This is a genomic window from Oceanihabitans sp. 2_MG-2023, assembly GCF_030547245.1.
Lineage (GTDB): Bacteria > Bacteroidota > Bacteroidia > Flavobacteriales > Flavobacteriaceae > Oceanihabitans.
Genome location: NZ_JAUOQT010000003.1, coordinates 509,187 through 534,977, shown reverse-complemented (window position 1 = coordinate 534,977; position 25,791 = coordinate 509,187). Strand labels below are relative to the sequence as shown.

The window sequence follows — 25,791 nt, the reverse complement described above, 5'->3', positions numbered from 1 at the left end:
TAGAAGTTATGGTTCAAAATTACATTGGATAGCATTCTTAAAACATGATTTTTATCATGTTTGGTTATTTTTAATCATTCTAATTTCTTGCCAGTTTTTTACCTAAAATATTGGTTGCAATAGTTGTAAATACTACAATACTAATAGAACTTAAAGGCATTAGAATTGCTGCTACAACTGGGGCTAATTGTCCGGTTACCGCAAAATAGAGACCGATAATGTTATATATAAATGACAATACAAAACTCCATTTAATAATTTTTATAGCACTTTTAGAGGCTTTAATATATTTGTTTAACTGATTAAATTTTGAAGCATCTAAAATGGCATCACATGCAGGAGAGAAGACATTTACATTTTCAGAAAGTGCAATACCAACATTGCTTTGTGCTAAGGCACCAGCATCATTTAAACCGTCTCCTATCATAAGTACTTTGGCGCCTTCGGTTTGGTGGTATTTTATGTATTCTAGCTTATCATCTGGTTTTTGATTGAAAATTAATTTCGTTTTACTTGGAAGTATTTTTTTTAGATTTTCTAATTCTCCTTCATTATCTCCAGAAAGAATTACTAAATCATATTGTTTTTTTAGTTTATTGAATAGTTTAGACAACCCTTTTCTATAGCTATTATAAAAAGTATATTTTCCTCTATATATATTATTTGTACTAATATGTACCGCAGTATTTAAAACCGAAGCTTCTGAAGAACCCACAAAGCTAGCAGAACCAATTTTTATGTTTTCGTTGTTATGAGAAGCTTCAATACCTTTTCCTAAATGCTCTTCAAAATGATTTAATGTAATGATATTGTTTTCGTCTAAAATATCATAAAGTGTCCTACTTAACGGATGGTTAGAACCACGAAGCGTATTTTTTAGTAGAGTTTCTTCGGAAGTAGAAAGCGTTTCACCTTCATAGGTTGCCGTACTTTTTTTATTAGAAGTGATAGTTCCCGTTTTGTCAAAAATGATCGTATTAATAGCTGCTAATTGTTCGATAACCGAAGCATTCTTTACATAAAATTTTTGCTTTCCAAAGATGCGAAGCAAATTTCCGAAGGTAAAAGGAGCAGAGAGGGCAATGGCACAAGGACAAGCAATTATAAGTACTGCTGTAAATACATTCATGGCTTTACTAGCATCTTTAAATAACCAAAATAGTGTTGCTAATATTGATATACTCAAAACTGCAATGGTAAAACGTTTGCTTATACTATTGGTTAAGGTCGTAAAACCGTCTTCTTTATTTTTACTAAATACATCGTTACTCCATAATTGTGTGAGGTAACTTTGCTCTACCGATTTTAGAGCTTCCATTTCTAGAACTCCAGCAGTTTGTTTTCCACCAGCAAATAATTTGTCTCCAGATTTTTTACTTACTGCTTCCGATTCTCCAGTAACAAAACTATAATCAATTCTGGCTTTTCCGTTAATAAGTATTCCATCAACAGGAATTAATTCTTCGTTTCTAATAAGTAGTCTATCTCCTTTTTTAATTTCGTACACCTGAATTGGAGTTTCCTCTTTTTCCGAAGAAATTTTAGTTACCGCAATTGGGAAATACGATTTGTAATCGCGCTCAAACGATAGGAAGGAATAGGTTTTTTGTTGAAAGAATTTTCCTAGTAATAAAAAGAAAACTAAACCGGTTAAACTATCGAAAAATCCAGAGCCTAAATCGAAGATGATTTCCATTGTACTTCGAATAAAAAGTACAGCAATACCAAGGGCAATAGGAACATCTATATTTAAAATCTTTGCTCGTAGCCCTTTATAAGCAGAAATAAAATAATCTTGTGCAGCATAAAATACTACAGGAAGTGAAAAGGCAAACATTAACCAACGAAATAAATGTTTGTATTTTTCTAACCAGAATTCACCAACTTCAAAATACTCAGGAAACGAGAGGAACATAACATTTCCAAATGCAAAACCAGCAATACCTAATTTATACATAAGGGTTCTGTTTATGTGTTCTTTGCCTGTTTTAAAATCGTCTAAAGAAATATAAGGTTCATAACCAATACTACTTAAAAGTAATACCACTTCTTTAAGCGATGTTTTTTCGGTATGGTAAGTAACACGAACCGTTTTCTTACCAAAATTAACTTGAGAAGCTGTTATTCCAGGGTTTAATTTGTTCCCGTTTTCTAGAATCCAAATACAAGAACTACAGTGAATATGCGGTATGTAGAGTGTAGCAATTTGTGTGGTGCCATCGTTAAATTCGGTTAGTTTTTCTATGATGTTTTCTTTAGAAAGAAAATCGTATTTACCTTGAATCTCTTTCGGTATTGCTCCAGGGGAAGCTTGCATATCATAATAACAGGTTAAATCGTTTTCTGAAAAAATTTCATAAACCGTTTTACAACCAGTACAACAAAAAGACTTTTCGTCGAATTTTATAATTGTAGAATCACAATCATCACCACAATGAAAACAAGTGGATTTGTCCATAATATTTGCTCTTTTATACCTGTAACAAAAGTCACAAAACAAGTGCAATTATAATATGATATTTGTCATGTTTTAATTAATTTTACAAAACAATTTATATTATACTATGAGTAGTTGCGATCAGTGTATTGTTAGGCAGTTTAATGCTTTAAAAAGTTTATCTAAAGAAGAATTAGTTAGAGTTTCTAACTGTAAAACTTCTAAAACGATAAAAAAGGGAGAAACTATTTTTGAAGAAGGTGAAATGATAAATGGAATTTACTGTATTAAAGAAGGTATTTGTAAGTTATCTAAATTAAGCCCAAACGGAAGAGATCAAATTGTAAAATTGGTTGTAAAAGGAGACTTATTAGGACAGCGTTCTTTAATAGGTAATGAATCTGCAAATTTAAGTGCAGTTGCACTTAATGATATGGAAGTTTGTTTCATTCCTAAACGAGAAGTTGTAGATGATTTAAGTAAGAACCCAGATTTTTGTCATTCTATGTTAGAGCAAATGGCTAATGATTTAAGGGATTCAGACAACATTATAGTAAATATGGCGCAAAAATCTGTTAAAAACAGAATAGCCGAAATTCTAATTTACATGTTTGAAAACTTTGGAGAAAATGAAAAGGGCTTTTTATCTATTCATTTTTCTAGAGATGACTATGCTAATTTGGTTGGTACAGCAACAGAGTCTGCAATACGAATTCTATCCCAATTTAAAAAAGATGGACTTATAGCTACTGAAGGTAAACATATTAAAATTGTAGATATGGAAGCTTTAAAAAAAGTAGAATAGTTTTATAAAAATTTTATAAAAATTAAATGGAATTAGTTGTATTTTTATACAGCTATGAAAAAAGAAAGTATACACAAAAAAGGCTTCGTGTTTAAAACTTACGAAGCTCCTTCACAATCTCCTTTCGAAAAGCTTTTCGATATATTTAAAGAGTTAATTACACATACTTCTGGTGATTTTGATGAAGCTATAAGTTGGCTTCGTGACTTAGATAAAGAATATGAGTTAACGACTCCAGAATATACCATTGATGACTTTATTGAAGACCTTAAAGCAAAAGGTTATATTCGAGAAGAGATGAAACCAGATGGAAAAAAAGGCAATGCCATTACTGCAAAAACGGAACGTGCCATTAGGCAGTCTGCATTAGATCAAATTTTTGGTAACATAAAACGAAGTGGTGCAGGGAATCATAAAAGTAAGGGGACAGGAATAGGAGATGAACATACAGGCGATTTTAGAAATTATCAATTTGGAGATAGTTTGGATAAAGTCTCTATAACCGAAAGCCTAAGAAATGCCCAAATAAATCATGGAATAGGCAATTTTAATCTTACCGAAGATGATCTAGTGGTTGAAGAAACTACACACAAATCACAAATGAGCACGGTGTTGATGATAGATATTAGCCACAGTATGATTCTCTATGGAGAGGATAGAATTACACCTGCCAAAAAAGTTGCGATGGCTTTAGCCGAATTAATTACCACACGCTACCCAAAAGACACATTAGATATTTTAGTTTTTGGTAACGATGCTTGGCCAATTAAAATTAAAGATTTACCATATCTAAATGTTGGCCCTTATCATACAAATACTGTTGCAGGATTAAAGTTGGCTATGGATTTATTACGACGTAAACGAAACACCAACAAACAAATTTTTATGATAACCGATGGGAAACCAAGTTGTTTGCGCTTGCCGGACGGAACTTATTATAAAGACAGTAATGGTTTAAATCCGTATATCACCAATAAATGTTATGCCCAAGCACAACAGGCTAGAAAATTACACATTCCTATTACTACTTTCATGATTGCACAAGATCCTTATTTAATGCAATTTGTTGAAGAGTTTACTAAGGCAAACCAAGGAAAAGCATTTTATACAGGATTAAAAGGTTTAGGTGAAATGATTTTTGAAGATTACGAAACAAACAGAAAAAAAAGAATTAAAGGATAGAAATAAGTTAAAAGTGTAAAGCTATAAGTGAAAAGGTTGAATCACTTCAATGAAAAAGATTTTAAAAAAACTATGGAAATAAAAAATATAAAAACTTTAAGCGAATTAAAAAAAGCGGAATATAAAAGTAAATCTATAAAAGACGAATTAAGAGATAATTTAATTGAAAAAATAAAGAATAAAACAACTGTTTTTGAAGGTGTTCATGGTTATGAAAATACTGTAATTCCAGAATTAGAACGCGCTATTTTGTCGAGACATAATATTAATTTTTTAGGATTACGCGGACAAGCAAAAACACGTTTAGCACGTTTGATGCTTAATTTGTTAGATGAATATATTCCAGTAATAGAAGGTTCAGAAATTAATGACGATCCGTTACAGCCAATATCTCGTTTTGCAACAGAATTAATTGCAGAAAAAGGGGACGACACACCAATTATCTGGATGCATAGAAGCGAACGTTTTGCCGAAAAATTAGCCACACCAGATGTTACCGTTGCAGATATTATTGGAGATGTAGATCCTATAAAAGCTGCGAATTTAAAACTAAGTTATGCAGACGATCGTGTTATTCATTATGGAATGATTCCTCGTGCAAACCGTTGTATTTTTGTAATTAATGAATTACCAGATTTACAGGCTAGAATTCAAGTGGCTTTGTTTAATATTTTGCAAGAAGGAGATATTCAAATTCGTGGGTTTAAATTACGTTTACCTTTAGATATGCAGTTTATATTTACTGCAAATCCAGAAGATTATACCAATAGAGGAAGTATTGTTACGCCTTTAAAAGATAGAATTGGATCGCAAATATTAACGCATTATCCTACAGATATTGAAACCGCAAAAACCATTACACAACAAGAAGCAAAGTCGGATGGTCGTCAAAAAGAAAGTATTCACGTACCAGAATTAGCTAAAGATTTATTAGAGCAAATTGTTTTTGAAGCTCGTGATAGCGACTTTATAGACGAGAAAAGTGGTGTAAGTGCACGTCTTAGTATTACTGCTTTTGAAAATTTATTGAGTGCTGCAGAATTGCGTGCTTTAAAGTCTGATGATGCTAAAACAACCATTCGCCTATCAGACTTTTTAGGAATTATTCCTGCAATAACAGGTAAAGTAGAATTGGTATATGAAGGAGAACAAGAAGGGGCAGCTCAAGTAGCATATAACTTAATTGGGGAAGCAGTTAAAAGCTTGTTTCCTGAGTTTTTTCCGAAGATAGAAAAGTTGAAAAAACAAGAAGAGGAAAGTCCTTATGATGCTATTGTATCTTGGTTTTTTAATGCTTCAGAAGGTTTTGAATTATTAGATGGTTTGCGAGATAAGGAGTATAAGAGTTTGTTAGATGCTGTTTCACCTTTAGATGATCTATTAGCAGAACATCAACCAAAATTATCTAAAGAGGAAAGTTATTTTGTAAAAGAATTTGTGCTTTGGGCTTTGGTAGAATATAAGCTGTTGAGTAAATATAGATTTACTGAAGGCATCCAGTTTAAAGACCCTTACGGAAGTTATATTAGTGGATTATAACCATCCAGTAAATTATAAATAATAAGCGCTTCCAATACTATGGATGCGTTTTTTATTTATACAAGCTTAGTAACCACTTCTATATCACTATGCAATGTTTTATGTACAGGACATTTATCTGCAATTTGAAGCATACGTTGTATTTGCTTTTCGTCTAAATTTCCTTCTAGTTTAATCTCTCTATTAAAAGTGTCTACTTTAATTTCTTTGTTTTCACCATTTTCAACAATTTGCTTTGTTGCTTTTGTATGTGAAGTATGAACTTTAATATTTTGTAAATCCCAACCTTTTCTTTTGGTGTACATTTGAACAGTCATTGCTGTACAAGCCGATAATCCTGCCGAAACAAATTCGTAAGGAGATGGACCAAAGTCGTTTCCGCCATAACTTGTTGGCTCGTCTGCTAGCATAGTGTGATTTCCCACTGTCATTTGTGTGGTAAAACCTTCATCTGCATCTAAACTAGCAACTGCTTGATGAGAAGTGGAAAGCGTTTCCTTTTTTGGTAGTGAAATATAACGTTTTGCCCAAGTAGCAATTACGCTTCCAACGTAAATAGAATCTTCTTTTTTCATTAATAAATGATCTGCTCCATCTAGTGTCACAAAACTTTTTGGATGTCTAGCTGCTACATAGATTTCTTCTGCATTAGCAATACCAACGGTTGCATCTTGAGGTGAATGCATTACCAATAATGCTTTACGTAAATTTTGTGCTACATCTGGTAATGATTTTGTTTCAATATCGTCTAAAAATTGTTTTTTTATGGTGAATGCTCTTCCTCCAATATTTACATGTGCTTTACCTGTAGTTTTAATTTCTTCTACACTATTTTGAATTAAATGTTGCACGTGTTTTGGGTTAGAAGGGGCGCCAATTGTTGCAACCGCTTTTACAGATTCTATTTTAGATGCCGCAAAAATAACAGCAGCTCCACCTAAAGAATGCCCTATTAATAGAGTAGGAGCAGTATGATTTTCTTTTAAATAATTTGAAGCATTAATTAAATCTTCTACATTACCTGAAAAATTAGTATTTTCAAAATCACCTTCACTCTCTCCTAATCCAGTAAAATCAAAACGTAATACTCCAAATCCGTTAGCAGTTAACTCTCGCGTAATATTTTTTACTGCAGATAGATTTTTATTACAAGTAAAACAATGTGCAAATATGGCAAAGTTATGCGGATGCTGGTTTACCGGAAGTTCTAATCTACCAATTAATTTTTGACCTTCTGCGTTTGTGAAATTGACTTTTTGAATATTCATTTTAAACAATTTTCTATTCAGTCGAAAAAAATAAGAAGCCTTTCAAATAATAAGATTATTAGCGAGTATTTCTAGATTTAATATTCGCTTCGCAGAGTTTAATAATCTCTATAATTCTTTTCTGTTTAGTCGCTTCACGTTTTGCTTGTTGTAGCCAATATAAATAGCTTTTCCTGTAGGAAGGCGCAAAGTTGTTGTAGTTTTCAAAAGCTTTAGGGTTTTTATTAAAAGCAAGTTGCAATGCATCCGGAATAATGCCTTTTTCTACAGCATCTAAAGCAGTCCAACTTCCGTTTTTCTTACCTACTTCAATAATTTCTATACCCTTTGGATGCATTAAATCTTTAGCTATTAACTCTTTAATGTGCCTTTTGTTTAATGCGCTCCAAATACTTTTAGGATTTCTTTTGCAGAAGTATTGTCTTCGTTTTCCGTTACCTAAACTTTTTACAGTAGAATCAATCCAACCATAACATAAAGCAACTCTAACGGCTTCTTCCCATCGCATACTTTCGTTTTTATGATCTACTTTGTAAAAGATGAGGTAGATACCTTTATCACTATTGTGATTTATGTGTAGCCATTCTCGCCATTCTGTATCAGATTTAAAGTATAATTCTTCTAATTCCATTGGTGTTAAAGCTTAACTGTTTCTATGTAAAAATCTTCGTCTATTTGAATGTTTTTACTTTTAATAGTCATTTCTTTCCATTCATTATTTGGAAAAATCCATTGTTCTTTATCTTCTATAGTAACTTGAATAGGCATATCGAAATCTGTAACAATATTGGTCCATCTATATTTAAGCTGGTTGTTTTTAATTTCATATTCTAACGTAGGAATTCGTATATCTCTTAAATATTGGTTGAAAAATGCAGTTAAATCTATTCCAGATTGCTTGCTAATATAATTTTCAATTTGTTGTGTGGTAACAGTTTGGTGATAAAAGGTTTTGTTTAAACCGCGAAGAATTTGTCTCCATTTTTCATCATCTTCTATAAGCTGACGTAAAGTATGAAGCATATTCCCTCCTTTATTATACATGTCTCCAGAACCTTCATGATTTACGTTGTATTCACCAATAATAGGTTTATCATTTCTAATGCCTTTTCTAGTTCCTATAACATATTTAGCTGAAGATTCTTTACCATAATAATAATCTAAAAATAAGTTTTCCGAATAGTTCGTAAAGCTTTCATGAATCCACATATCTGCAATGTCTACATTAGTAATGTTATTTGCAAACCACTCGTGACCAGCTTCATGAATGATGATAAAATCAAATTTTAAACCTTCTCCAGTTCCAGATAAATCTCTACCTAAATAGCCTTTTTTATACTTATTTCCATAGGTAACAGAACTTTGGTGTTCCATCCCAAGATAAGGCACTTCTACTAATTTGAAGCTATCTTCGTAAAACGGATATGGTCCAAACCAATGCTCGAAGGCTTTCATCATTTTTGGAGCATCTTTAAAATGTTCTTTTGCTATTTCAAGATTATCACGAAGTACATAATAATTCATATCTAAGTCACCATTTTCACCTTTGTATACTTCCGAAAAATTCACATAATCACCAATGTTTACATTTACACCATAATTATTAATGGGATTTGCTACATGCCAATGTGTAGTAATAGTTTCATCTTTATTAGCAACAATGCTTTGCAGTCTTCCATTTGAAACATTCATTAAATCTTTAGGAATAGTAACGCTAATATCCATACTATCTACTTCGTCATACATGTGGTCTTTATTTGGCCACCATACACTTGCACCTAAGCCTTGACAAGAAGTTGCAATAAAATGTTTACCATTATTATCTTTTTTCCATGAAAAACCACCATCCCAAGGAGCTCGAACTGCTTCTTTAGGTGTACCTTCATAAAACACATCAATACTATTTACATCGCCAATATTCTGAGTTTTTTTTAAAGTTATAAAATGCGCATTTCCAACATGTTCTATCTCTAATTCTTTATTGTTTTGCGTTACTTTGGTAATCTGTAAAGGAGTTTGTAAATCTACTTGTAATTTGTTGTTTTGTTTTAGAACTTTATACTGAATGGTGTTTTTACCACTTATCGTTTTTTCTTCTGGATTTACTTTAATATCTAAATGATAATAAGTTAAATCCCACCATTCACGTTCTGGAGTAATACTTCCTCTTAAAGTATCTTGTTTTGTGAAGTTATTTTCTGATTGAAATAAGCCCTCTTTTTTTTGAGATAAACAAGAAGTAGCTATAAAACAAGTAATTATAATAATTAGATTTTTCATGAATTTAATTTTTTTAAAATTATCCTTTTAAAAGTAAGGTTCCAAAAATAGAAGCATCTATCCAGCCTCTATTTTTATCTTTTCCTTCAACAATTTCCGATCCTATAAAGTTTTCACGTTCTAAGCTAGCATCATTATCGCAATATGCAATAGCAAAACCAAGCTTTTTGTTCGTGTGTAATGTAATTGGAGTGTTTTGTGCTCCATCGACAAAATCAGCTGTGTGTATATTAATTTTAAGCTCCCAAATAGATGATTTTCCGTTTGTAATTCTTTTGGATTGTACATGATTATTGTATAATGTTGGTATTTCTCCGGGAGCAATATCTACCACATTACCATCTAAAGCAACATGATATGCAAATGCATTGTGATTGTATTGGTGTTCGCCACCACTATTATCTTCATCTATAAAAACTTCAACACAATCATCATCCCACCATAATTTTAAAGGATCTTTGTATTGGTCGTAAAGTATATCGTCTTGAATTTCAACTAATGCGTAAAGTGCTTTTTCATCCCAAGTTAATTTGTATTGCCCTTTAAAGTCTTCTTCTGTATAATTATCTCCTAGCCAGTTTTGGTTTATTTTATGCCAATTTACCTCTTGCCAAATAGTTTCTGTAGTCTTACCATCTATAATTATGGGCGCTAAAGTTTTTTTTACTATTGTGGTTTTATTATCTGGTTTTACATTTATTTCTTGTTTACAGGCTAAAAATACTATAATAGTAACTAGGAATAATAGGTGTTTTTTCATGTATTTTATTTACTAAAGTAATAAAAATAAAAAAGCCACTTCCAATGGAAGTGGCTTTTATCTAATTAGTCTTAAATAATTAGAAGCAGTATTTGTTCTCTGCTTTTACTTTTTCTGCAATTTCGATACGTAAATCTACGATATCTGGATAGTTTGCATATTTGGTAAAACGTTTAAGCCCCATTAGCATCATGCGTTGTTCGTCTCCTTCAGCAAAAGAAATAATACTTTCTTTTCCTTTTTCTTCAACGATATCTACTGCGTGATATAAATATAGTTTCGCCATTGCAATTTGAGCAGACTGTTCTTTTTCGCTAGTGCGTTTAACATTTTTCTCTGTTCTTAAAATTGCAGATTCTGCCATATAGATTTCAATTAATATATCTGCAGCAGCAATTAGTAACTGTTGATGATCTTCTAGATTTTGGCCATATTTTTGAACCGCTCCACCAGCAACCATTAAGAAAGTCTTTTTCAGTTTCTTAATCATTTCTTTTTCTTCTGAAAATAAAACAGAATAATCTGGTGTGTCAAAAGAAGGAATTCCCATTAATTCTTCTTGTACTTTAGATGCTGGTCCTAATAAATCTAAATGTCCTTTCATTGCTTTTTTAACAAGCATTCCAACAGTTAACATTCTATTGATTTCGTTAGTACCTTCGTAAATACGAGCAATTCTAGCATCTCTCCAAGCAGCTTCCATAGGAGTTTCTTCAGAGAATCCCATTCCACCAAAAATTTGAATACCTTCATCTGCACAATTTTGTACATCTTCGGATACAGCAACTTTTAAGATAGAACATTCAATGGCATATTCTTCAACACCTTTAAGCTCCGCTTCTTGGTGTGTATTTCCACTAGCAACTCTTAAAGAGATTCTGTCCTCAATATTTTTTGCTGCTCTATAGGTAGCAGATTCTCCAGCATAAGCACTAGCAGACATTTCTGCTAATTTTGTTTTTATAGCACCAAACTCAGCAATAGGTGTTTTAAATTGTTTACGCTCATTCGCATAGTTAACAGCAGTGGATAATACACGACGTTGGGAATCTAAACAAGCAGCAGCTAATTTAATACGACCAACATTTAATGCATTCATTGCGATTTTAAAACCTTCGCCACGACCAGCTAGCATGTTTTCTACAGGAACAACTGTATCATTAAAGAATACTTGACGAGTAGAAGAGGCACGAATACCTAATTTATGCTCTTCTTCACCTAAAGTAATTCCGTTTGGGTTTTCTCCATCATATTCTACAATAAAACCAGTAATATTTTTATCGTCTTCAATACGCGCAAAAACGATCATCAAGCTACAGAAACCTGCATTAGAGATCCACATTTTTTGCCCGTTAATTTTATACGATTTACCATCTGCAGAAAGTTCTGCTGTAGTTTTTCCAGAATTGGCATCCGATCCAGCACCAGGTTCTGTTAAACAGTAAGCACCAAACCACTCACCAGTAGCTAATTTAGGAACGTATTTCTTTTTTTGTTCTTCTGTACCATATAAAGTAATTGGCATGGTACCAATTCCAGTATGTGCGCCAAAAGCAGTACTAAAAGAACCAGTACCAGAAGAAATATAATCGCAAGTTAATACTGTAGAAACAAATCCCATTCCTAGGCCATCATATGCTTCGGGAACAGCCACACCTAAAAACCCTAATTCGCCAGCTTTACGCATAACTTCTTCTGTTAAAGCATAATCTTTAGCTTCAAATCTAGCTTTGTGTGCAATGATTTCACGTTCGTTGAATTCCATTACAGCTTCCTTCATCATAGTTTGTTCTTCTGAAAAATCTTCAGGAGTAAAAACATCTTCACATTTTGTTTCTTTCACTAAAAATTGACCACCACGAAGGATATCTTTTTCTATATCTGCCATTTTATATTTTGTATTAAGTTCTTTTATTAGTTTAAAAATTCGAATATTCCACAAGCACCTTGCCCTGTACCAACACACATGGTTACTGCACCATATTTACCTTTCATGTCTTGCTTACGCATTTCATCAAAAAGTTGTACTGATAGTTTTGCTCCTGTACATCCTAATGGATGACCAAGTGCAATGGCACCACCATTTACGTTAATGATATCTGGATTTAAGTTTAATTCTCTAATTACTGCTAAAGATTGTGATGCAAATGCTTCGTTTAATTCTATTAAACTTAAATCATTTTGCTTTAAACCAGCTTGTTTTAATGCTTTTGGAATTGCAGCAACAGGTCCAATTCCCATAATACGAGGCTCTACACCTGCAGCAGCATAGTTTACCATTCTTGCAATTGGTTCTAAACCTAGTTCTTTAACCATGTCTTCACTCATAACCATTACAAAAGCTGCACCATCACTCATTTGAGACGAGTTACCCGCTGTAACACTACCTCCGGCAGCAAATACTGCTCTTAATTTTGCTAAAGCTTCTTTGTTGGTTCCTTTTCTAGGACCTTCATCTTTAGTTACTGTATATGATTTTGTAGCTTTTTTTCCGTTAGCATCAATATAAGTTTGTTCCACTTCTATTGGTACTATTTGATCTTGAAAACGATTTTCAGCTTGAGCTCTTAGCGCTTTCATATGTGAATTGTAAGCAAATTCATCTTGGTCTTCACGAGATACGTTGAATTGTTTTGCAACAGCTTCGGCAGTATTTCCCATTCCCCAATAATAATCTTCGTGACCCGCTTTTACTATGTCGTAGTTTAATTCTGGTTTAAAACCTGTCATTGGTACACTACTCATACTTTCTGCTCCACCAGCAATAATACAATCTGCCATTCCTGCTTGTATTTTTGCTGTTGCCATACCAATAGTTTCAACTCCTGAAGAGCAAAAACGGTTTACAGTTACACCAGGAACATCTACAATATCTAATCCCATTAAAGAGATTAAACGTGCCATGTTTAAACCTTGAGAACCTTCTGGCATTGCATTACCAACAATAACATCGTCAATACGCTTTGGGTCTAAATTTGGCAATTCTTTCATCATAAATTTGATGGTTTCTGCTGCCAATTCATCTGTTCTTTTAAAACGGAACACGCCTTTTGGTGCTTTACCAACTGCTGTTCTATATGCTTTTACTATGTATGCTGTTTTCATTTTTTCTTAGTTTCTTAAAGGTTTTCCTTTGGTTAACATGTGTTGAATACGTTCTAAAGTTTTACGTTCTGTACATAAACTTAAGAATGCTTCACGCTCTAAATCCAATAAATACTGCTCGCTAACTAAAGTTGGTTCCGATAAATCTCCACCAGCCATAACGTAAGCTAATTTGTTTGCAATTTTCATATCGTGTTCAGATATGTAATTAGAGTCTTGCATAGAATCTGTTCCTACTAAGAACATTCCCAATGCTTGTTTACCTAATACTTTTACATCTGTACGCTTTACAGGTTGTGTATAACCAGAATTAGCCATTAACATAGCGTGTTGTTTTGCAACTGCTATCTGACGATCTTTATTAACTACAACCACATCTTTTCCTTTTTGAAGTAAGTTTAAGTCGAAAGCTTCATATGCAGAAGTGGATACTTTTGCCATACCAATAGTTAAGAAATGTTCTTGTAAAACGTTTAATTGAACATCACCTTTTTGAAAAAGGTCTTGTGCTCTTAAAGCCATTTCTTTAGAACCACCACCACCAGGAATCACACCAACACCAAACTCTACAAGTCCCATGTAAGTTTCTGCGGCAGCGACTACTTTGTCTGCATGTAGTGATAATTCACATCCACCACCTAAAGCCATTCCGTGAGGCGCAGAGATAGTTGGGATAGAAGAGTAGCGCATACGCATCATTGTGTCTTGGAAATATTTGATAGCCATGTTAAGCTCATCATACTCTTGTTCTGCAGCCATCATGAAAATCATTCCAATGTTTGCACCAACTGAAAAGTTTGCCGCTTGATTACCAACTACTAAACCAGCGAAATCTTTTTCGGCTAAATCAATACCTTTATTTAATCCTGCAAGAACGTCTCCACCAATGGTATTCATTTTAGATTGGAATTCTACATTTAAGATTCCGTCTCCAATATCTTCAATAACAACACCAGAATTTTTAAATACCTCGTTTGTTTTTCGAATATTATCTAAGATGATGAAACTATCTTGACCAGGTATTTTTGTTTGTTTTTTAGAAGGAATATCATAATAATAAGAAGCGCCTTCTTTTACTGTATAAAAGGAAGTACTACCTGCAGCAAGCATCTCATTTACCCAAGCAGCAGGCTCTAAACCTTCGGCTTTCATTAATTCGATTCCTTTTTCTACACCAATAGCATCCCAAATTTGGAAAGGACCATGTTCCCAACCAAAACCAGCTTTCATTGCGTCATCAATTTTGTAAACATCGTCTGAAATTTCTGGAATACGATTAGACACATAAGCAAATAATGCTGTAAAGCTTTTTCTATAAAATTCGCCAGCTTTATCTTTTCCTTTAACTAATACTTTAAAACGATCTACGACTTTGTCTATCGTTTTTGTTAATTCTAAAGTTGCAAATTTTGCACGCTTAGCTTGACGATATTCTAAGGTATTTAAATCTAGAGAAAGAATTTCTTTTTTCCCTTCTGCAGAAACACTTTTTTTATAAAAACCTTGACCGGTTTTGCTTCCTAACCATTTGTTTTCCATCATGGTATTGATGAAATCTGGTAATTCAAATAACTCTAAACGTTCGTCTTTTGGGCAGTTTTCTCTAATTCCGTTGGCTACATGAACTAGAGTATCTAAACCAACAACATCAACAGTTCTAAAAGTTGCCGATTTAGGACGACCAATTACTGGTCCTGATAATTTATCTACTTCTTCAATTGTTAAATCTAAATCTTTAACAGCATGAAATAAACTTTGTATGCTGAAAATACCAACTCTATTACCAATAAAAGCAGGAGTGTCTTTAGCGACAACAGAAGTTTTTCCTAAGAATTTTTCACCATATTCATTTAAAAACTCTAATACAGAAGCATCTGTATCTGGTCCAGGAATGATTTCGAATAATTTTAAGTAACGTGCTGGGTTAAAAAAATGTGTACCACAGAAATGCTTTTTAAAATCTTCGCTACGCCCTTCGTTCATGAATTTAATAGGAATTCCTGAAGTATTAGATGTAATTAAGGTTCCTGGAGTTCTGTGTTTTTCTAAGTTTTCGAACACCATTTTCTTAATGTCTAATCTTTCTACTACAACTTCCATAATCCAATCTACATCTGCAACTTTAGCAATGTCGTCTTCTAAGTTTCCTGTAGTGATACGACTAGCAAAAGCCTGATTATAAATAGGAGAAGGTTTTGATTTTAAAGATGCGGTTAGGGCATCGTTTACTAATCTGTTTCTTACAGCTTTGTCTTCTAGAGTTAAGCCTTTCGCTTTTTCTTTGTCGTTTAGTTCTCTAGGAACAATGTCTAATAATAATACATCTACACCAATATTGGCGAAGTGACAAGCGATACCGCTTCCCATAATTCCGGAACCAATAATCGCAACTTTTTTAATTCTACGTTTGCTCATTTTATTTTAAGGTATGTTCTTTTTTGTTGTATATTTTTTTGTTAGATATCATATTATTAATGACTTCTGCGACTTTGTAAAAACTTTCTAGTTCTGCTGGAGCTACATTGGCTTTAATGGTGTCATTAAAAGTTAGTACTTTTTCTTTGGAGTAACTTCTTTTTTTTCTTCCAAATTCGGTTAAAAAAATTAGCACACCACGACCATCTTCAGGGTTTGGTTTACGTTCTATTAAACCTCTTTCTTCCATGTTTTTTAAAGTACGCGATAGGCTAGTAGCTTCCATTCCCATTTTTGGACCTAAAGAGGTAGATGGAGTACCATTTTCAGGATCTATACTTAATAATGCAAAACCAGTTGCCATTGTACTTTCAAACTTTGCAGCTTCTTCATTATACATTTTAGTTACAGCTAACCAGGTAGTTCTTAGTATATAATCTATTGTTGCATCTTTCATTTAGAAATTTTTGATTTCCAAATATACAAAAATATACTATGCGTGCATAATAAATTATGAAAATATTGTGTATAATGTAAAAAGCTCCTGTAATTAGGAGCTTTTATTATTTATCTGTAAATTTTATCGTAGAGATCTTGATGAATCTTTTTAATTATAGTTCTTTTCATTTTCATGGTAGGCGTTAAGTGTCCTGAATCTATTGTCCAAACTTCGGGAGTTAGCTCAAAGCGTTTAATTTGTTCCCATTTACCAAAATGATTATTACAGACTGATATTTCTTTTTGAATTTCATCAATTATTTCGGGAGATGTTGCAATAGCTTCATTAGTTGTAGTAATCTTTTTGTGTTCTCTTTCAATCCAATCTTTAATATATTCAAAATTTGGTTGAATGATAGCTGCTGGCATTTTTTCTCCTTCACCTACGACCATTATTTGTTCAATAAAACGAGATTGTTTTAATTCATTTTCTAAGAGTGTAGGAATAACATATTTACCACCAGAAGTTTTAAACATTTCTTTTTTTCTTCCGGTAATTTTTAAGAAACCATCTGGGTCTATTTCACCTTTGTCTCCAGTGTGAAAATAATCACCAGTCATTACTTCTGCTGTTTTTACAGGATCTTTATAGTAACCAAGCATTACATTTGGACCTTTAATTAAGATTTCTCCATCCTCAGCAATTTTAACTTCTACATTAATAATGGGTTTACCAACGGTTCCTAATCTAAAAAACTGGTCTCGATACATTTCTACTGAAACTACAGGTGAGGTTTCGGTAAGTCCATAACCTTGCATAACTTGCATTCCTGCAGCAGAGAAAACTCTAGATAGTCGTACTTGTAGAGCAGCAGAACCGGATACCATAGTGTTTAATTCGCCACCAAGTGCTTCACGCCATTTACTAAAAATAAGTTTGTTTGCTATTTTTAATTTAAACTCGTACCAAGATCCATTTGCTCCATAAGGCTCCCATTGTTCTCCAAGTCTAACAGCCCAATGAAAAAGGGCTTTTTTTATACCAGATAAATCTTCGGCTTTAGCCATAATTTTATCGTAAACTTTTTCTAATAGTCGTGGTACAACACTCATTAGATTTGGTTTTATTTCTTTAGCGTTTTCTCCTATTTTATCTATTCCTTCAGCAAAGTAAATGGTAGCTCCTGCATATTGATATAGGTATATTAATACACGTTCAAATACATGACAGATTGGTAAAAAGCTTAATACTCTATTTTCTTGATTAGCCATAAAAGGTAATCGATGCGAAGCATCTAACGCATTGCTGGTAATGTTGTTATGTGAAAGCATTACACCTTTTGGTTTTCCTGTAGTACCAGAAGTGTAAATAATGGTTGCTAAATCGGAAGGTAATACAGCATTTTTTCTAGCTTCTACGTCTTTTTGTGAGCTTTCGTCTTTACCTAGTTCAAATAATTCGGAATAATGCTTACAACCTTCAATTTCATTAAAAGAATACACTTCTTTTACTTTTGTATTAGCTTGTACTTTACGTACTTTTTCTAATACTTCTTTATCTGAAACAAAACAGAAAATAGCTTCACTATGGTTTAATACATATTCATAATCCTCGGCAGAAATAGTAGGATAAATAGGGATATTCTGTGCACCTGTTTGCAGGATTCCAATATCCATGATATTCCATTCTGTTCTATTTGTTGAAGAAATGAGAGCGATTTTATCGTCTTTTTGGATTCCCATTTTTAATAAAGCGCGACTTATAGCGTTTGCTTTATCTAAATATTCTTTGGTAGAAGTTTTAACCCACTCGCCGTTTTTCTTAGTTACTAAAGCTGCATCTAAGTTATATTTTTCGAGTTGATAATATGGAAAATCAAAAAGTCTAGTAATTTCTGTCATTAGGAAAATTTAGTTTGAAGAGTTGCAAAGTATGAAATTAATACTTGTTTTCAAATAACTTAAATTAAAAAGGAACTATAAAATTATAGTTCCTTTAAAAATTGGCCGACAGAATCGATGATTCTTTATCATTCGTAGTAAAATATTATGTTATCCCTAAATAACTAACTAAGTACTAAATATTAGAATGATTCGCTTATTCCATGTAAAATTAGAATATATGATGTGTTTTAAATTGTAAATTAACGTAAAGTTTAATTTTTTAATATTTTTTTTAAAAAATCGTTGTCTTTTTTAAAAAAGGAAGTAGGGGATTCATTCATAAAAAGTTTAAAATCTTTATTGAAATGAGAAGAATCGTAGTAATTATACATATATATAAGATCTTTAAGGTTTATCTCATTATTTTCATATTTTTTTAAAAGCTTAATAAATCTAAAAGATCGAATGTATTTTCCAGGTGTAATACCAACAATTTTCTTGAACTGTGTTTCTAAGGTTTTTTGAGAAATTTTTATTTTAAATAATATCTGGTCTATATTTATTAATCCTTCACTTTCTTTTATTAAATCAATAGCTTTATCTATTAGTATCGTATTTTGATTAATGGTTAAAGGAACTGTATGTAATAAATTTTCTATCTGTTGAACTGCTATTTTAGGTGTTTCGTAATTTTGAAATATATTATTTAGTTTTTCTGCAAAAGAAGCATTTATTTCATGAAGCGGTATATGTTTGTTTTTAATTTTATATACATCTATCGTTAATAGTTTATATAATGCAGTTGGGTGCAAAGAGATACCAAAAGAAGCGCCAACTTCGTTAACAACAAATTTATAAGATTGATAAAATAAACCACTTAAGGTTAATTTATGTAATGGTATTTCTTTGTTTTTTACAACAGCTTTTTGTCCAGTAGCAAAAATATAAGTTATAGTTGTATTTCCACTTGGTAAAATGGCGGATTGAAATGGTATCGATTTTTCAAATAAAAGTTCAAAATACTCTTCCACTAATGGAGAGGTATTCTCGTTTTCAAAATAATTTAATTGCATTTAAGAGGGATTCTAAATAGCTTTGTTGTTAAATTTTTAAACGGAATTTTAATTTTTAGGGTTAAATATTTTTATGGTAAGTGGTTAATAGTAATATTATTACGCTTTAAATATGTTAGGTGCATAATATTTACAAAATTAATTATTTTTAATTTGTTGTTGTTGTATAATATCGAAACTATAGTTTTTTTTCTACAAAATAAATAAGCTATTTTTTCTCAATCCATTGTCTAGCATTAACAAATGCTTCCAGCCAAGGAGACACTTCATCTTTTCTGTTTTCTGGGTAATTAGCCCAATTCCATTGAAATGTTGAACGCTCAATATGTGGCATTGTTACTAAATGTCTTCCTGTTGTGTCACAAAGCATTGCTGTGTTAAAATGGGATCCATTCGGATTATTAGGATAACCTTCATAGCCGTATTTAGCTACAATATGATATTTGTTTTCGTCAAGCGGAAGATTAAATTTTCCTTCGCCATGCGAAATCCAAACCCCTAAAGTACTTCCTGCTAAAGAGGAAAGCATTACGGAATTATTCTCCTGAATTTTTACGGAAGTAAAGGAGCTTTCATGTTTATGCGAATCGTTATACGTCATTTTACCATGTGTATCATGCTCTGGATTAATGAGTTCTAATTCCATCCAAAGTTGACAACCATTACAAATACCAACAGATAAAGTGTCTTCTCTTTTAAAGAAGTTTTTTAAAGCTGTATTTGCTTTTTCGTTATACATAAATGCTCCAGCCCAACCTTTGGCAGAACCCAAAACATCACTATTTGAGAAGCCACCAACTGCACCAATAAATTGTATATCTTCTAAGGTTTCACGACCAGAAATTAAATCGGTCATGTGTACATCTTTTACATCAAAACCTGCTAAATACATAGCATTTGCCATTTCCCTTTCAGAGTTTGATCCTTTTTCACGAATAATTGCTGCTTTAGGACGAGGTTGCTTCCCGTTGTTCGCAATGACGTCAGTTAGTTTTCCTGTGAAATGTTTAGGGAATGTATATTGTAAAGCTTGATTTTTATAATTGTTATATCTGTCTTCAGCTAAACCATTCGCGGTTTGTTTTTGATCGAGTAGGAAAGAGGTTTTATACCAAACATCTCTTAATCTAGAAACAGTTAAAGTGAAAACCTCTTCATGGTTAATAATGCTTAGAGTGTCGCTTTTTGTTACTTTTCCTATGTTGAAAAAAGCAATGTTTGCATCCGATAATATTTTTTCTACGGAAGCATCCGAAGATTGAAAAACAATTCCTGCATTTTCAGAAAAAAGTAGTTTAATCGAATCTTTTTCCGCTAAATCAGATAGGTCTAATTCTGCACCAAGATTTGTATCTGCAAAACATAATTCTAATAGAGTTGTAATTAATCCACCAGAGGCAACATCGTGTCCTGCAACAATTTTATCGTCTTTAATTAATTGTTGTATGATGTTAAACGTATTTTTTAATTGTGCAGCATCTTTAATGGTAGGTGTTTCTTTTCCTATTTTGTTTAATACTTGCGCAAAAGAACTTCCTCCTAGTTTAAAAGTATCTTGTGAAATGTTGATGTAGTAAATATTTCCAGCATTTTTGTTTAAAACTGGTTCTACAACTTTAGTTATATCGTTACAGTTTCCAGCAGCCGAAATAATTACCGTTCCAGGAGAAATAACTTCTTCTGTTGGGTATTTCTGTTTCATAGAAAGCGAATCTTTTCCCGTAGGAACATTGATTCCTAAATCGATAGCAAATTCTGAAATTGCTTCTACAGCTTCATAAAGTCTAGCGTCTTCCCCTTCATTTTTACATGGCCACATCCAGTTTGCAGATAATGAGATAGATTGAAGTCCATCTTTTAAAGGTGCCCAAATTATATTGGTAAGCGATTCTGTAATCGCATTTCTACTTCCTGCTGTTGGAGAAATTAATCCAGAAATAGGAGCATGTCCAACCGAGGTTGCAATACCTTCTTTTCCTTTATAATCTAATGCCATTACACCACAATTGTTAAGTGGTAATTGTAAAGGTCCTGCGCATTGTTGTTTTGCAACTTTACCACCAACACAACGGTCTACTTTGTTGGTTAGCCAATCTTTACAAGCAACAGCTTCTAGTTGTAATACTTGATCTAAATAGTTTAAAATATTATCGGAATTATAAGTAACAGCCTCATAGTTTCTATTTACCGTTTTATCTGTCATTATGGTTTTTGGCGAACTACCAAACATGTCTTCTAGTGCTAAATCCATTGGCTTGTCTCCTTTAGTTTTAGACTCGAAAGTAAATCTGTTATTACCTGTGACATCTCCGACAGTATACATTGGAGAGCGTTCTCGTTCTGCAATTTTACTTAATGTATCTATATGTTTTTCGGCAATAACTAATCCCATTCTTTCTTGAGATTCGTTACCAATAATTTCTTTTGCTGAAAGTGTTGGATCACCAACAGGTAATTTATCTAAATCGATTTTTCCACCGGTATCTTCAACTAATTCGGATAAGCAATTTAAGTGTCCTCCAGCACCGTGATCGTGAATAGAAACAATAAAATTATCTTCGCTTTCTACCATACCACGAACGGCATTTGCAGCACGTTTTTGCATTTCAGGATTAGAACGTTGTACAGCGTTTAGTTCGATGCCAGATGCAAATTCTCCGGTATCTGCACTAGAAACTGCAGCTCCTCCCATTCCTATTCTATAATTTTCGCCACCAAGAATAACTATTTTATCGCCTACTTTTGGTGTGTCTTTTAAAGCTTGTTCTGCTTTGCCATAACCAATTCCTCCAGCTTGCATGATTACTTTGTCGAAACCAAGTTTTCTAGCATCTTCTTCATGTTCGAAGGTTAAAACGGACCCGCAAATAAGTGGTTGACCGAATTTATTACCAAAATCGGAAGCACCATTAGAAGCTTTTATTAAAATATCCATTGGTGTTTGGTATAGCCAAGGGCGTTCTTCCATTTTTAGTTCCCAAGGTCTTTCGTTTTCTAATCTAGAATACGAAGTCATGTATACAGCAGTTCCTGCTAAAGGCAAAGAACCTTTTCCACCAGCAAGTCTATCTCTAATTTCACCACCAGAACCAGTAGCTGCCCCATTAAAAGGCTCTACGGTTGTAGGGAAATTGTGTGTTTCTGCTTTAAGCGAAATGACAGAATTAAAATTTTGCGTTGTGTAAAAATCTGGTTTATCTGCAGTTTTAGGAGCAAATTGTTCAACTGTTGGTCCTTTTACAAAAGCTACATTGTCTTTATAAGCGGAAACAATATCGTTTGGAAATTGTTTTGAAGTTTCTTTAATTAATTTGAATAGTGACGTTGGTTTTTCTTCGCCATCAATGATGAATGTTCCGTTAAATATTTTATGACGACAATGTTCTGAGTTTACTTGTGAAAATCCGAATACTTCAGAATCGGTTAGTGGTCTTCCTATTTTTTGTGATACACCTTCTAAATATGCCACTTCTTCGTCATTTAGGGCTAAGCCTTCTTGTTGGTTAAAAGCAGCAATATCTTTAATGTTAAGAATAGTTTCTGGTTCAATATTAATGGTAAATGATGCTTGGTGAAGGTTTTTGTATTTTTCAGAAATCATAGGATCGAAGTCTTTAAAATCTTCAGCTACAGCCTTAAATTCTTCAATTCTAATAATATCTGAAATGCCCATATTTTGAGTGATTTCGACAGCATTGGTACTCCAAGGAGTTATCATGGCTGCACGAGGACCAACAAAAAAAGCATCTAAAGATGCTTGTTCTATTTTTGGCTGGTTGCCAAATAACCAAGTCAATTTTGAAATGGTTTGGGTTGATAATTCTTTTGTTGCTTGAACAGCAAAGACTTTACTGTTTTGGTTTCCGAAGAAATGAATCATTATATAGAGGTTTGAGTGTTGTTTTTAAAGAGACAAATTTAAGTTTTTTAGTTCTATTTTTCGACTAAAATAATTGCTTAATTTTTTAGTTATTCACTATGTTTTGAACAAAAAAAAACGACTCTAAAATTAGAATCGTTTTTTTTTAAATCTGTGGTTAAATATATGTTTATTGTTTAACTAATTTTTTTGTCGTACTACCTGTAGAAGAAATAAATCTTACTAAATAAACTCCTTTAGATAACCCTGAAATATTTAATTTGTTTTGGCTTGAAGTAATGTTTTGTTGTTTTATTTTTTTGCCTAAAACATCGTAAACTTCTACCGAAATATTTTTGTTCGTTTGTATAGTAACTGTGTTTCCGTTGGTAGGATTTGGGTACATTTTAATAGTATCTACAGTTTCAAATTCATCTACAGAAAGAATACTTGACCAAATGGCTTGCACATATTCTGGATGATTTATAAATGGGTTTGCATTGCCTTGATACGCATATGCAGCATTATTTCTATCTATTTCTTTTTGACTTACGCCATCTTGAAGGTGCCAAGAATATAGTAAGTTTATATACCAAGTTTCATAAAACTGATCACTTGTACCATTAAGCATATTGTTAGCAACTGTATGGGATGACCAACCTGAATCATTCCAGTTATCTTCATATCTAACCGCAAAATATAGTAACATTCTAGCGATATCTCCTTTAAACTCATCAATAGGTTCAAAAACGGTTCCAGAATAACCAGGAGAAATACAATTACCTAATTTAGATCCGTTTTGTGTTGGGTTAGATATGTTGCTTTGACTAACTAAACTTGTACCTACTTTACCAAAAGGGTAATTATTTCGAAAACCATTAACTCTTCCATCTGTTGGTATTACATGATGAATATCTCCACGCATAGGGTTTTTAGAGTCAAAAAAACCTTGAGGAAAAATATGTTCTCTATTATAACAATCACTTTCAACAGAATAATTTCCACAAGCTTGTCCTGTAGCAGAACTACCATCTGTATCATGTGCAAAGTTATATGGGTCTGTAGCAGAAGGATTTTCGGAATACATATCTAAAACGGTATTATCGTTTTCGTAATACGAATCGTTATCGGATGTTTGATACGCAATATACAAGCTATTAGAGTAACCATGATCTATATGACCATTCGTAATAATAGTTTTTAATTGTGTTTTTAAAGTGTAGCCAGTTCCGGTAGCATTGTCGTAATAATTTGAAGGTATTTGCGCAGAAACGGTAACTGTTAATAATAGTAATAGTACGGTGTAAAATTGTTTCATTATAATTTATTTTTTCTTTTCTAATAATGCCATGTAAAATCCATCAAACCCAGATTCGTAGGATAATATTTTTTTCTCTTTAACAAAGGTAAAATCTTTTCCCGATTCTGATGTTAAAAAAGCTTTAACTTGATCTTGGTTTTCGGAAGGTAATATAGAGCAAGTAGCATAAACTATTTTTCCTCCGGGTTTTACCATTCTTGAATACGAGCTTAAAATTTCAGCTTGTGTTTTTCTAATTTTTTCTAAAAATTCGGGTTGCAATTTCCATTTGGCATCTGGATTTCTACGTAGTACCCCTAAACCAGAGCAAGGAGCATCTATTAATACTCTGTCTGCTTTATCATATAATTTCTTAATAGGTTTGGTTGAATCTATTACACGCATCTCTATGTTGTGTGCTCCAGCTCTTTTTGCTCTACGTTTTAATTCTTTTAATTTATTTTCATAAATATCCATTGCAACAATTTGCCCTTTATTTTCCATAAGTGCAGCAAGGTGTAATGTTTTACCTCCAGCGCCAGCACAAGTATCTACAACTTTCATGCCTGGTTTTACATCTAGAAATTCGGCAACTTTTTGTGAAGAACCATCTTGCACTTCAAAAAAACCTTTTTTAAAAGCTTCTGTTGTAAAAACATTTGCTCTTTCTCTTAGTTTTAAAGCATCAGGATGATTTTTAACTTCATCAGTTTCAATATCTAAATCTGAAAGTTCTTCTTGCAGTTTTTCTTTAGTAATTTTTAAAGTATTAACACGTAAAACAACGTCTGCTTGTTGGTTTAAAGCAGTAATTTCTTTAGTCCAGACGTTTTCACCTAATTCTTTAGTAGCAATTTCGTCCATCCAATCAGGAACGGAAGCGGCAATTTTTCTAATTTTTGAAAATTCATCAAATCTACCTTTTATTTTTCGTTGTGGAGTATTTTCAAAATACTTCCAATCTGGTAGTTTTATCCCTTTTAAGGTTCCCCAAACAGCAACTAATCGCCAAACGTCATCACGAGAAAAAGGTTCTTTTACTTCAGCAATTTCAGCGTACAGACGTTTCCATCGTACAATATCGTAAGTAGTTTCAGCAACAAAACCTCTGTCACGACTTCCCCAGCGTTTATCACGTTTTAGTAATTGTTGTACTACTTTATCTGCATACTTACCTTCATTAAAAATTAGTAATAAACCATCAACAGTTGCAAAGCATAAATTTCTGTGTAATCTCATAAATATCTATTCAGTTGTTTAGTCTTAAAATTTAGGAATCTATAAGCTAAACTTTTAGAACATGCAAAGGTATGATTTTAGAAACAATTATAATTATTTCTTTATTATTTATAGATATTAATTTTCACATTTTATAGTTGGTAATGTAAAACAAAAAAATAAATAAAGTAGCGCAAGTTTTTTTTCTTTTACGCATCTAAAGATAAA

At 32.6% G+C, this 25,791-nt stretch carries 17 protein-coding genes; 3 read left to right on the top strand and 14 right to left on the bottom strand.

The window, feature by feature from the left end:
• Positions 1-79: 79 nt before the first annotated feature.
• Positions 80-2,458: a heavy metal translocating P-type ATPase metal-binding domain-containing protein gene (locus tag Q4512_RS09070; RefSeq protein ID WP_303423962.1), complete on the bottom strand. Its 2,379-nt coding sequence runs from the start codon at positions 2,456-2,458 to the stop codon at positions 80-82.
• A 106-nt stretch (positions 2,459-2,564) separates the two neighbouring features.
• Here Q4512_RS09070 and Q4512_RS09065 point away from each other — a divergent pair, with 106 nt between their 5' ends.
• The 3 genes from Q4512_RS09065 (at position 2,565) to Q4512_RS09055 (ending at position 5,963) form a co-directional block, all read left to right on the top strand.
• On the top strand, positions 2,565-3,242 hold the full coding sequence (locus tag Q4512_RS09065; RefSeq protein ID WP_303423961.1) for a Crp/Fnr family transcriptional regulator: 678 nt from the start codon (positions 2,565-2,567) through the stop codon (positions 3,240-3,242).
• A 54-nt stretch (positions 3,243-3,296) separates the two neighbouring features.
• Positions 3,297-4,424 carry a VWA domain-containing protein gene (locus Q4512_RS09060; protein WP_303423960.1) on the top strand — a complete coding sequence of 376 codons (1,128 nt, stop codon included), beginning with the start codon at positions 3,297-3,299 and terminating at the stop codon, positions 4,422-4,424.
• Positions 4,425-4,496: 72 nt separating this feature from the next.
• Positions 4,497-5,963, top strand: coding sequence for a magnesium chelatase (locus Q4512_RS09055; RefSeq protein ID WP_303423959.1), 1,467 nt, complete (start codon positions 4,497-4,499; stop codon positions 5,961-5,963).
• Between the two features lie 56 nt (positions 5,964-6,019).
• Here Q4512_RS09055 and Q4512_RS09050 read toward each other — a convergent pair whose 3' ends face one another.
• From Q4512_RS09050 to Q4512_RS08990, 13 genes are all read right to left on the bottom strand, one after another.
• On the bottom strand, positions 6,020-7,231 hold the full coding sequence (locus Q4512_RS09050) for a bifunctional alpha/beta hydrolase/OsmC family protein (RefSeq protein WP_303423958.1): 1,212 nt from the start codon (positions 7,229-7,231) through the stop codon (positions 6,020-6,022).
• Between the two features lie 58 nt (positions 7,232-7,289).
• The gene (locus tag Q4512_RS09045; protein ID WP_303423957.1) at positions 7,290-7,862 is read right to left on the bottom strand and encodes a YdeI family protein; all 573 of its coding nucleotides are present in this window, start codon (positions 7,860-7,862) and stop codon (positions 7,290-7,292) included.
• 5 nt (positions 7,863-7,867) lie between these two features.
• Positions 7,868-9,511: a M1 family metallopeptidase gene (locus Q4512_RS09040; protein ID WP_303423956.1), complete on the bottom strand. Its 1,644-nt coding sequence runs from the start codon at positions 9,509-9,511 to the stop codon at positions 7,868-7,870.
• A gap of 19 nt (positions 9,512-9,530) precedes the next feature.
• Complete coding sequence (locus tag Q4512_RS09035; protein ID WP_303423955.1) at positions 9,531-10,271, bottom strand: sugar-binding protein; 741 nt, start codon at positions 10,269-10,271, stop codon at positions 9,531-9,533.
• A 79-nt stretch (positions 10,272-10,350) separates the two neighbouring features.
• The gene (locus Q4512_RS09030) at positions 10,351-12,159 is read right to left on the bottom strand and encodes an acyl-CoA dehydrogenase family protein (protein WP_303423954.1); all 1,809 of its coding nucleotides are present in this window, start codon (positions 12,157-12,159) and stop codon (positions 10,351-10,353) included.
• Positions 12,160-12,185: 26 nt separating this feature from the next.
• On the bottom strand, positions 12,186-13,376 hold the full coding sequence (locus Q4512_RS09025) for an acetyl-CoA C-acyltransferase (RefSeq protein ID WP_303423953.1): 1,191 nt from the start codon (positions 13,374-13,376) through the stop codon (positions 12,186-12,188).
• 6 nt (positions 13,377-13,382) lie between these two features.
• Positions 13,383-15,791: a 3-hydroxyacyl-CoA dehydrogenase/enoyl-CoA hydratase family protein gene (locus tag Q4512_RS09020; RefSeq protein WP_303423952.1), complete on the bottom strand. Its 2,409-nt coding sequence runs from the start codon at positions 15,789-15,791 to the stop codon at positions 13,383-13,385.
• Between the two features lies 1 nt (position 15,792).
• Positions 15,793-16,248, bottom strand: coding sequence for a MarR family winged helix-turn-helix transcriptional regulator (locus Q4512_RS09015; RefSeq protein WP_303423951.1), 456 nt, complete (start codon positions 16,246-16,248; stop codon positions 15,793-15,795).
• 110 nt (positions 16,249-16,358) lie between these two features.
• Positions 16,359-18,131: a long-chain fatty acid--CoA ligase gene (locus Q4512_RS09010; protein ID WP_303423950.1), complete on the bottom strand. Its 1,773-nt coding sequence runs from the start codon at positions 18,129-18,131 to the stop codon at positions 16,359-16,361.
• Between the two features lie 254 nt (positions 18,132-18,385).
• Positions 18,386-19,186 (bottom strand): AraC family transcriptional regulator, encoded by an 801-nt coding sequence (locus tag Q4512_RS09005; RefSeq protein ID WP_303423949.1) that lies wholly within the window; start codon positions 19,184-19,186, stop codon positions 18,386-18,388.
• A 208-nt stretch (positions 19,187-19,394) separates the two neighbouring features.
• Positions 19,395-23,066, bottom strand: coding sequence for a phosphoribosylformylglycinamidine synthase (gene purL, locus Q4512_RS09000; protein WP_303423948.1), 3,672 nt, complete (start codon positions 23,064-23,066; stop codon positions 19,395-19,397).
• Positions 23,067-23,235: 169 nt separating this feature from the next.
• Positions 23,236-24,363 (bottom strand): endonuclease, encoded by a 1,128-nt coding sequence (locus Q4512_RS08995; RefSeq protein WP_303423947.1) that lies wholly within the window; start codon positions 24,361-24,363, stop codon positions 23,236-23,238.
• A gap of 6 nt (positions 24,364-24,369) precedes the next feature.
• Entirely contained in the window at positions 24,370-25,584 is a 1,215-nt protein-coding gene (locus tag Q4512_RS08990; protein ID WP_303423946.1) for an RsmB/NOP family class I SAM-dependent RNA methyltransferase, read from the bottom strand.
• Positions 25,585-25,791 lie beyond the last annotated feature (207 nt).

What these genes read in the sequence shown, in the direction of transcription:
- Q4512_RS09070 (WP_303423962.1), bottom strand. Translation starts at nt 2,458, where the DNA reads ATGGACAAATCCACTTGTTTTCATTGTGGTGATGATTGTGATTCTACA.
- Q4512_RS09065 (WP_303423961.1), top strand. Translation starts at nt 2,565, where the DNA reads ATGAGTAGTTGCGATCAGTGTATTGTTAGGCAGTTTAATGCTTTAAAA.
- Q4512_RS09060 (WP_303423960.1), top strand. Translation starts at nt 3,297, where the DNA reads ATGAAAAAAGAAAGTATACACAAAAAAGGCTTCGTGTTTAAAACTTAC.
- Q4512_RS09055 (WP_303423959.1), top strand. Translation starts at nt 4,497, where the DNA reads ATGGAAATAAAAAATATAAAAACTTTAAGCGAATTAAAAAAAGCGGAA.
- Q4512_RS09050 (WP_303423958.1), bottom strand. Translation starts at nt 7,231, where the DNA reads ATGAATATTCAAAAAGTCAATTTCACAAACGCAGAAGGTCAAAAATTA.
- Q4512_RS09045 (WP_303423957.1), bottom strand. Translation starts at nt 7,862, where the DNA reads ATGGAATTAGAAGAATTATACTTTAAATCTGATACAGAATGGCGAGAA.
- Q4512_RS09040 (WP_303423956.1), bottom strand. Translation starts at nt 9,511, where the DNA reads ATGAAAAATCTAATTATTATAATTACTTGTTTTATAGCTACTTCTTGT.
- Q4512_RS09035 (WP_303423955.1), bottom strand. Translation starts at nt 10,271, where the DNA reads ATGAAAAAACACCTATTATTCCTAGTTACTATTATAGTATTTTTAGCC.
- Q4512_RS09030 (WP_303423954.1), bottom strand. Translation starts at nt 12,159, where the DNA reads ATGGCAGATATAGAAAAAGATATCCTTCGTGGTGGTCAATTTTTAGTG.
- Q4512_RS09025 (WP_303423953.1), bottom strand. Translation starts at nt 13,376, where the DNA reads ATGAAAACAGCATACATAGTAAAAGCATATAGAACAGCAGTTGGTAAA.
- Q4512_RS09020 (WP_303423952.1), bottom strand. Translation starts at nt 15,791, where the DNA reads ATGAGCAAACGTAGAATTAAAAAAGTTGCGATTATTGGTTCCGGAATT.
- Q4512_RS09015 (WP_303423951.1), bottom strand. Translation starts at nt 16,248, where the DNA reads ATGAAAGATGCAACAATAGATTATATACTAAGAACTACCTGGTTAGCT.
- Q4512_RS09010 (WP_303423950.1), bottom strand. Translation starts at nt 18,131, where the DNA reads ATGACAGAAATTACTAGACTTTTTGATTTTCCATATTATCAACTCGAA.
- Q4512_RS09005 (WP_303423949.1), bottom strand. Translation starts at nt 19,186, where the DNA reads ATGCAATTAAATTATTTTGAAAACGAGAATACCTCTCCATTAGTGGAA.
- purL (WP_303423948.1), bottom strand. Translation starts at nt 23,066, where the DNA reads ATGATTCATTTCTTCGGAAACCAAAACAGTAAAGTCTTTGCTGTTCAA.
- Q4512_RS08995 (WP_303423947.1), bottom strand. Translation starts at nt 24,363, where the DNA reads ATGAAACAATTTTACACCGTACTATTACTATTATTAACAGTTACCGTT.
- Q4512_RS08990 (WP_303423946.1), bottom strand. Translation starts at nt 25,584, where the DNA reads ATGAGATTACACAGAAATTTATGCTTTGCAACTGTTGATGGTTTATTA.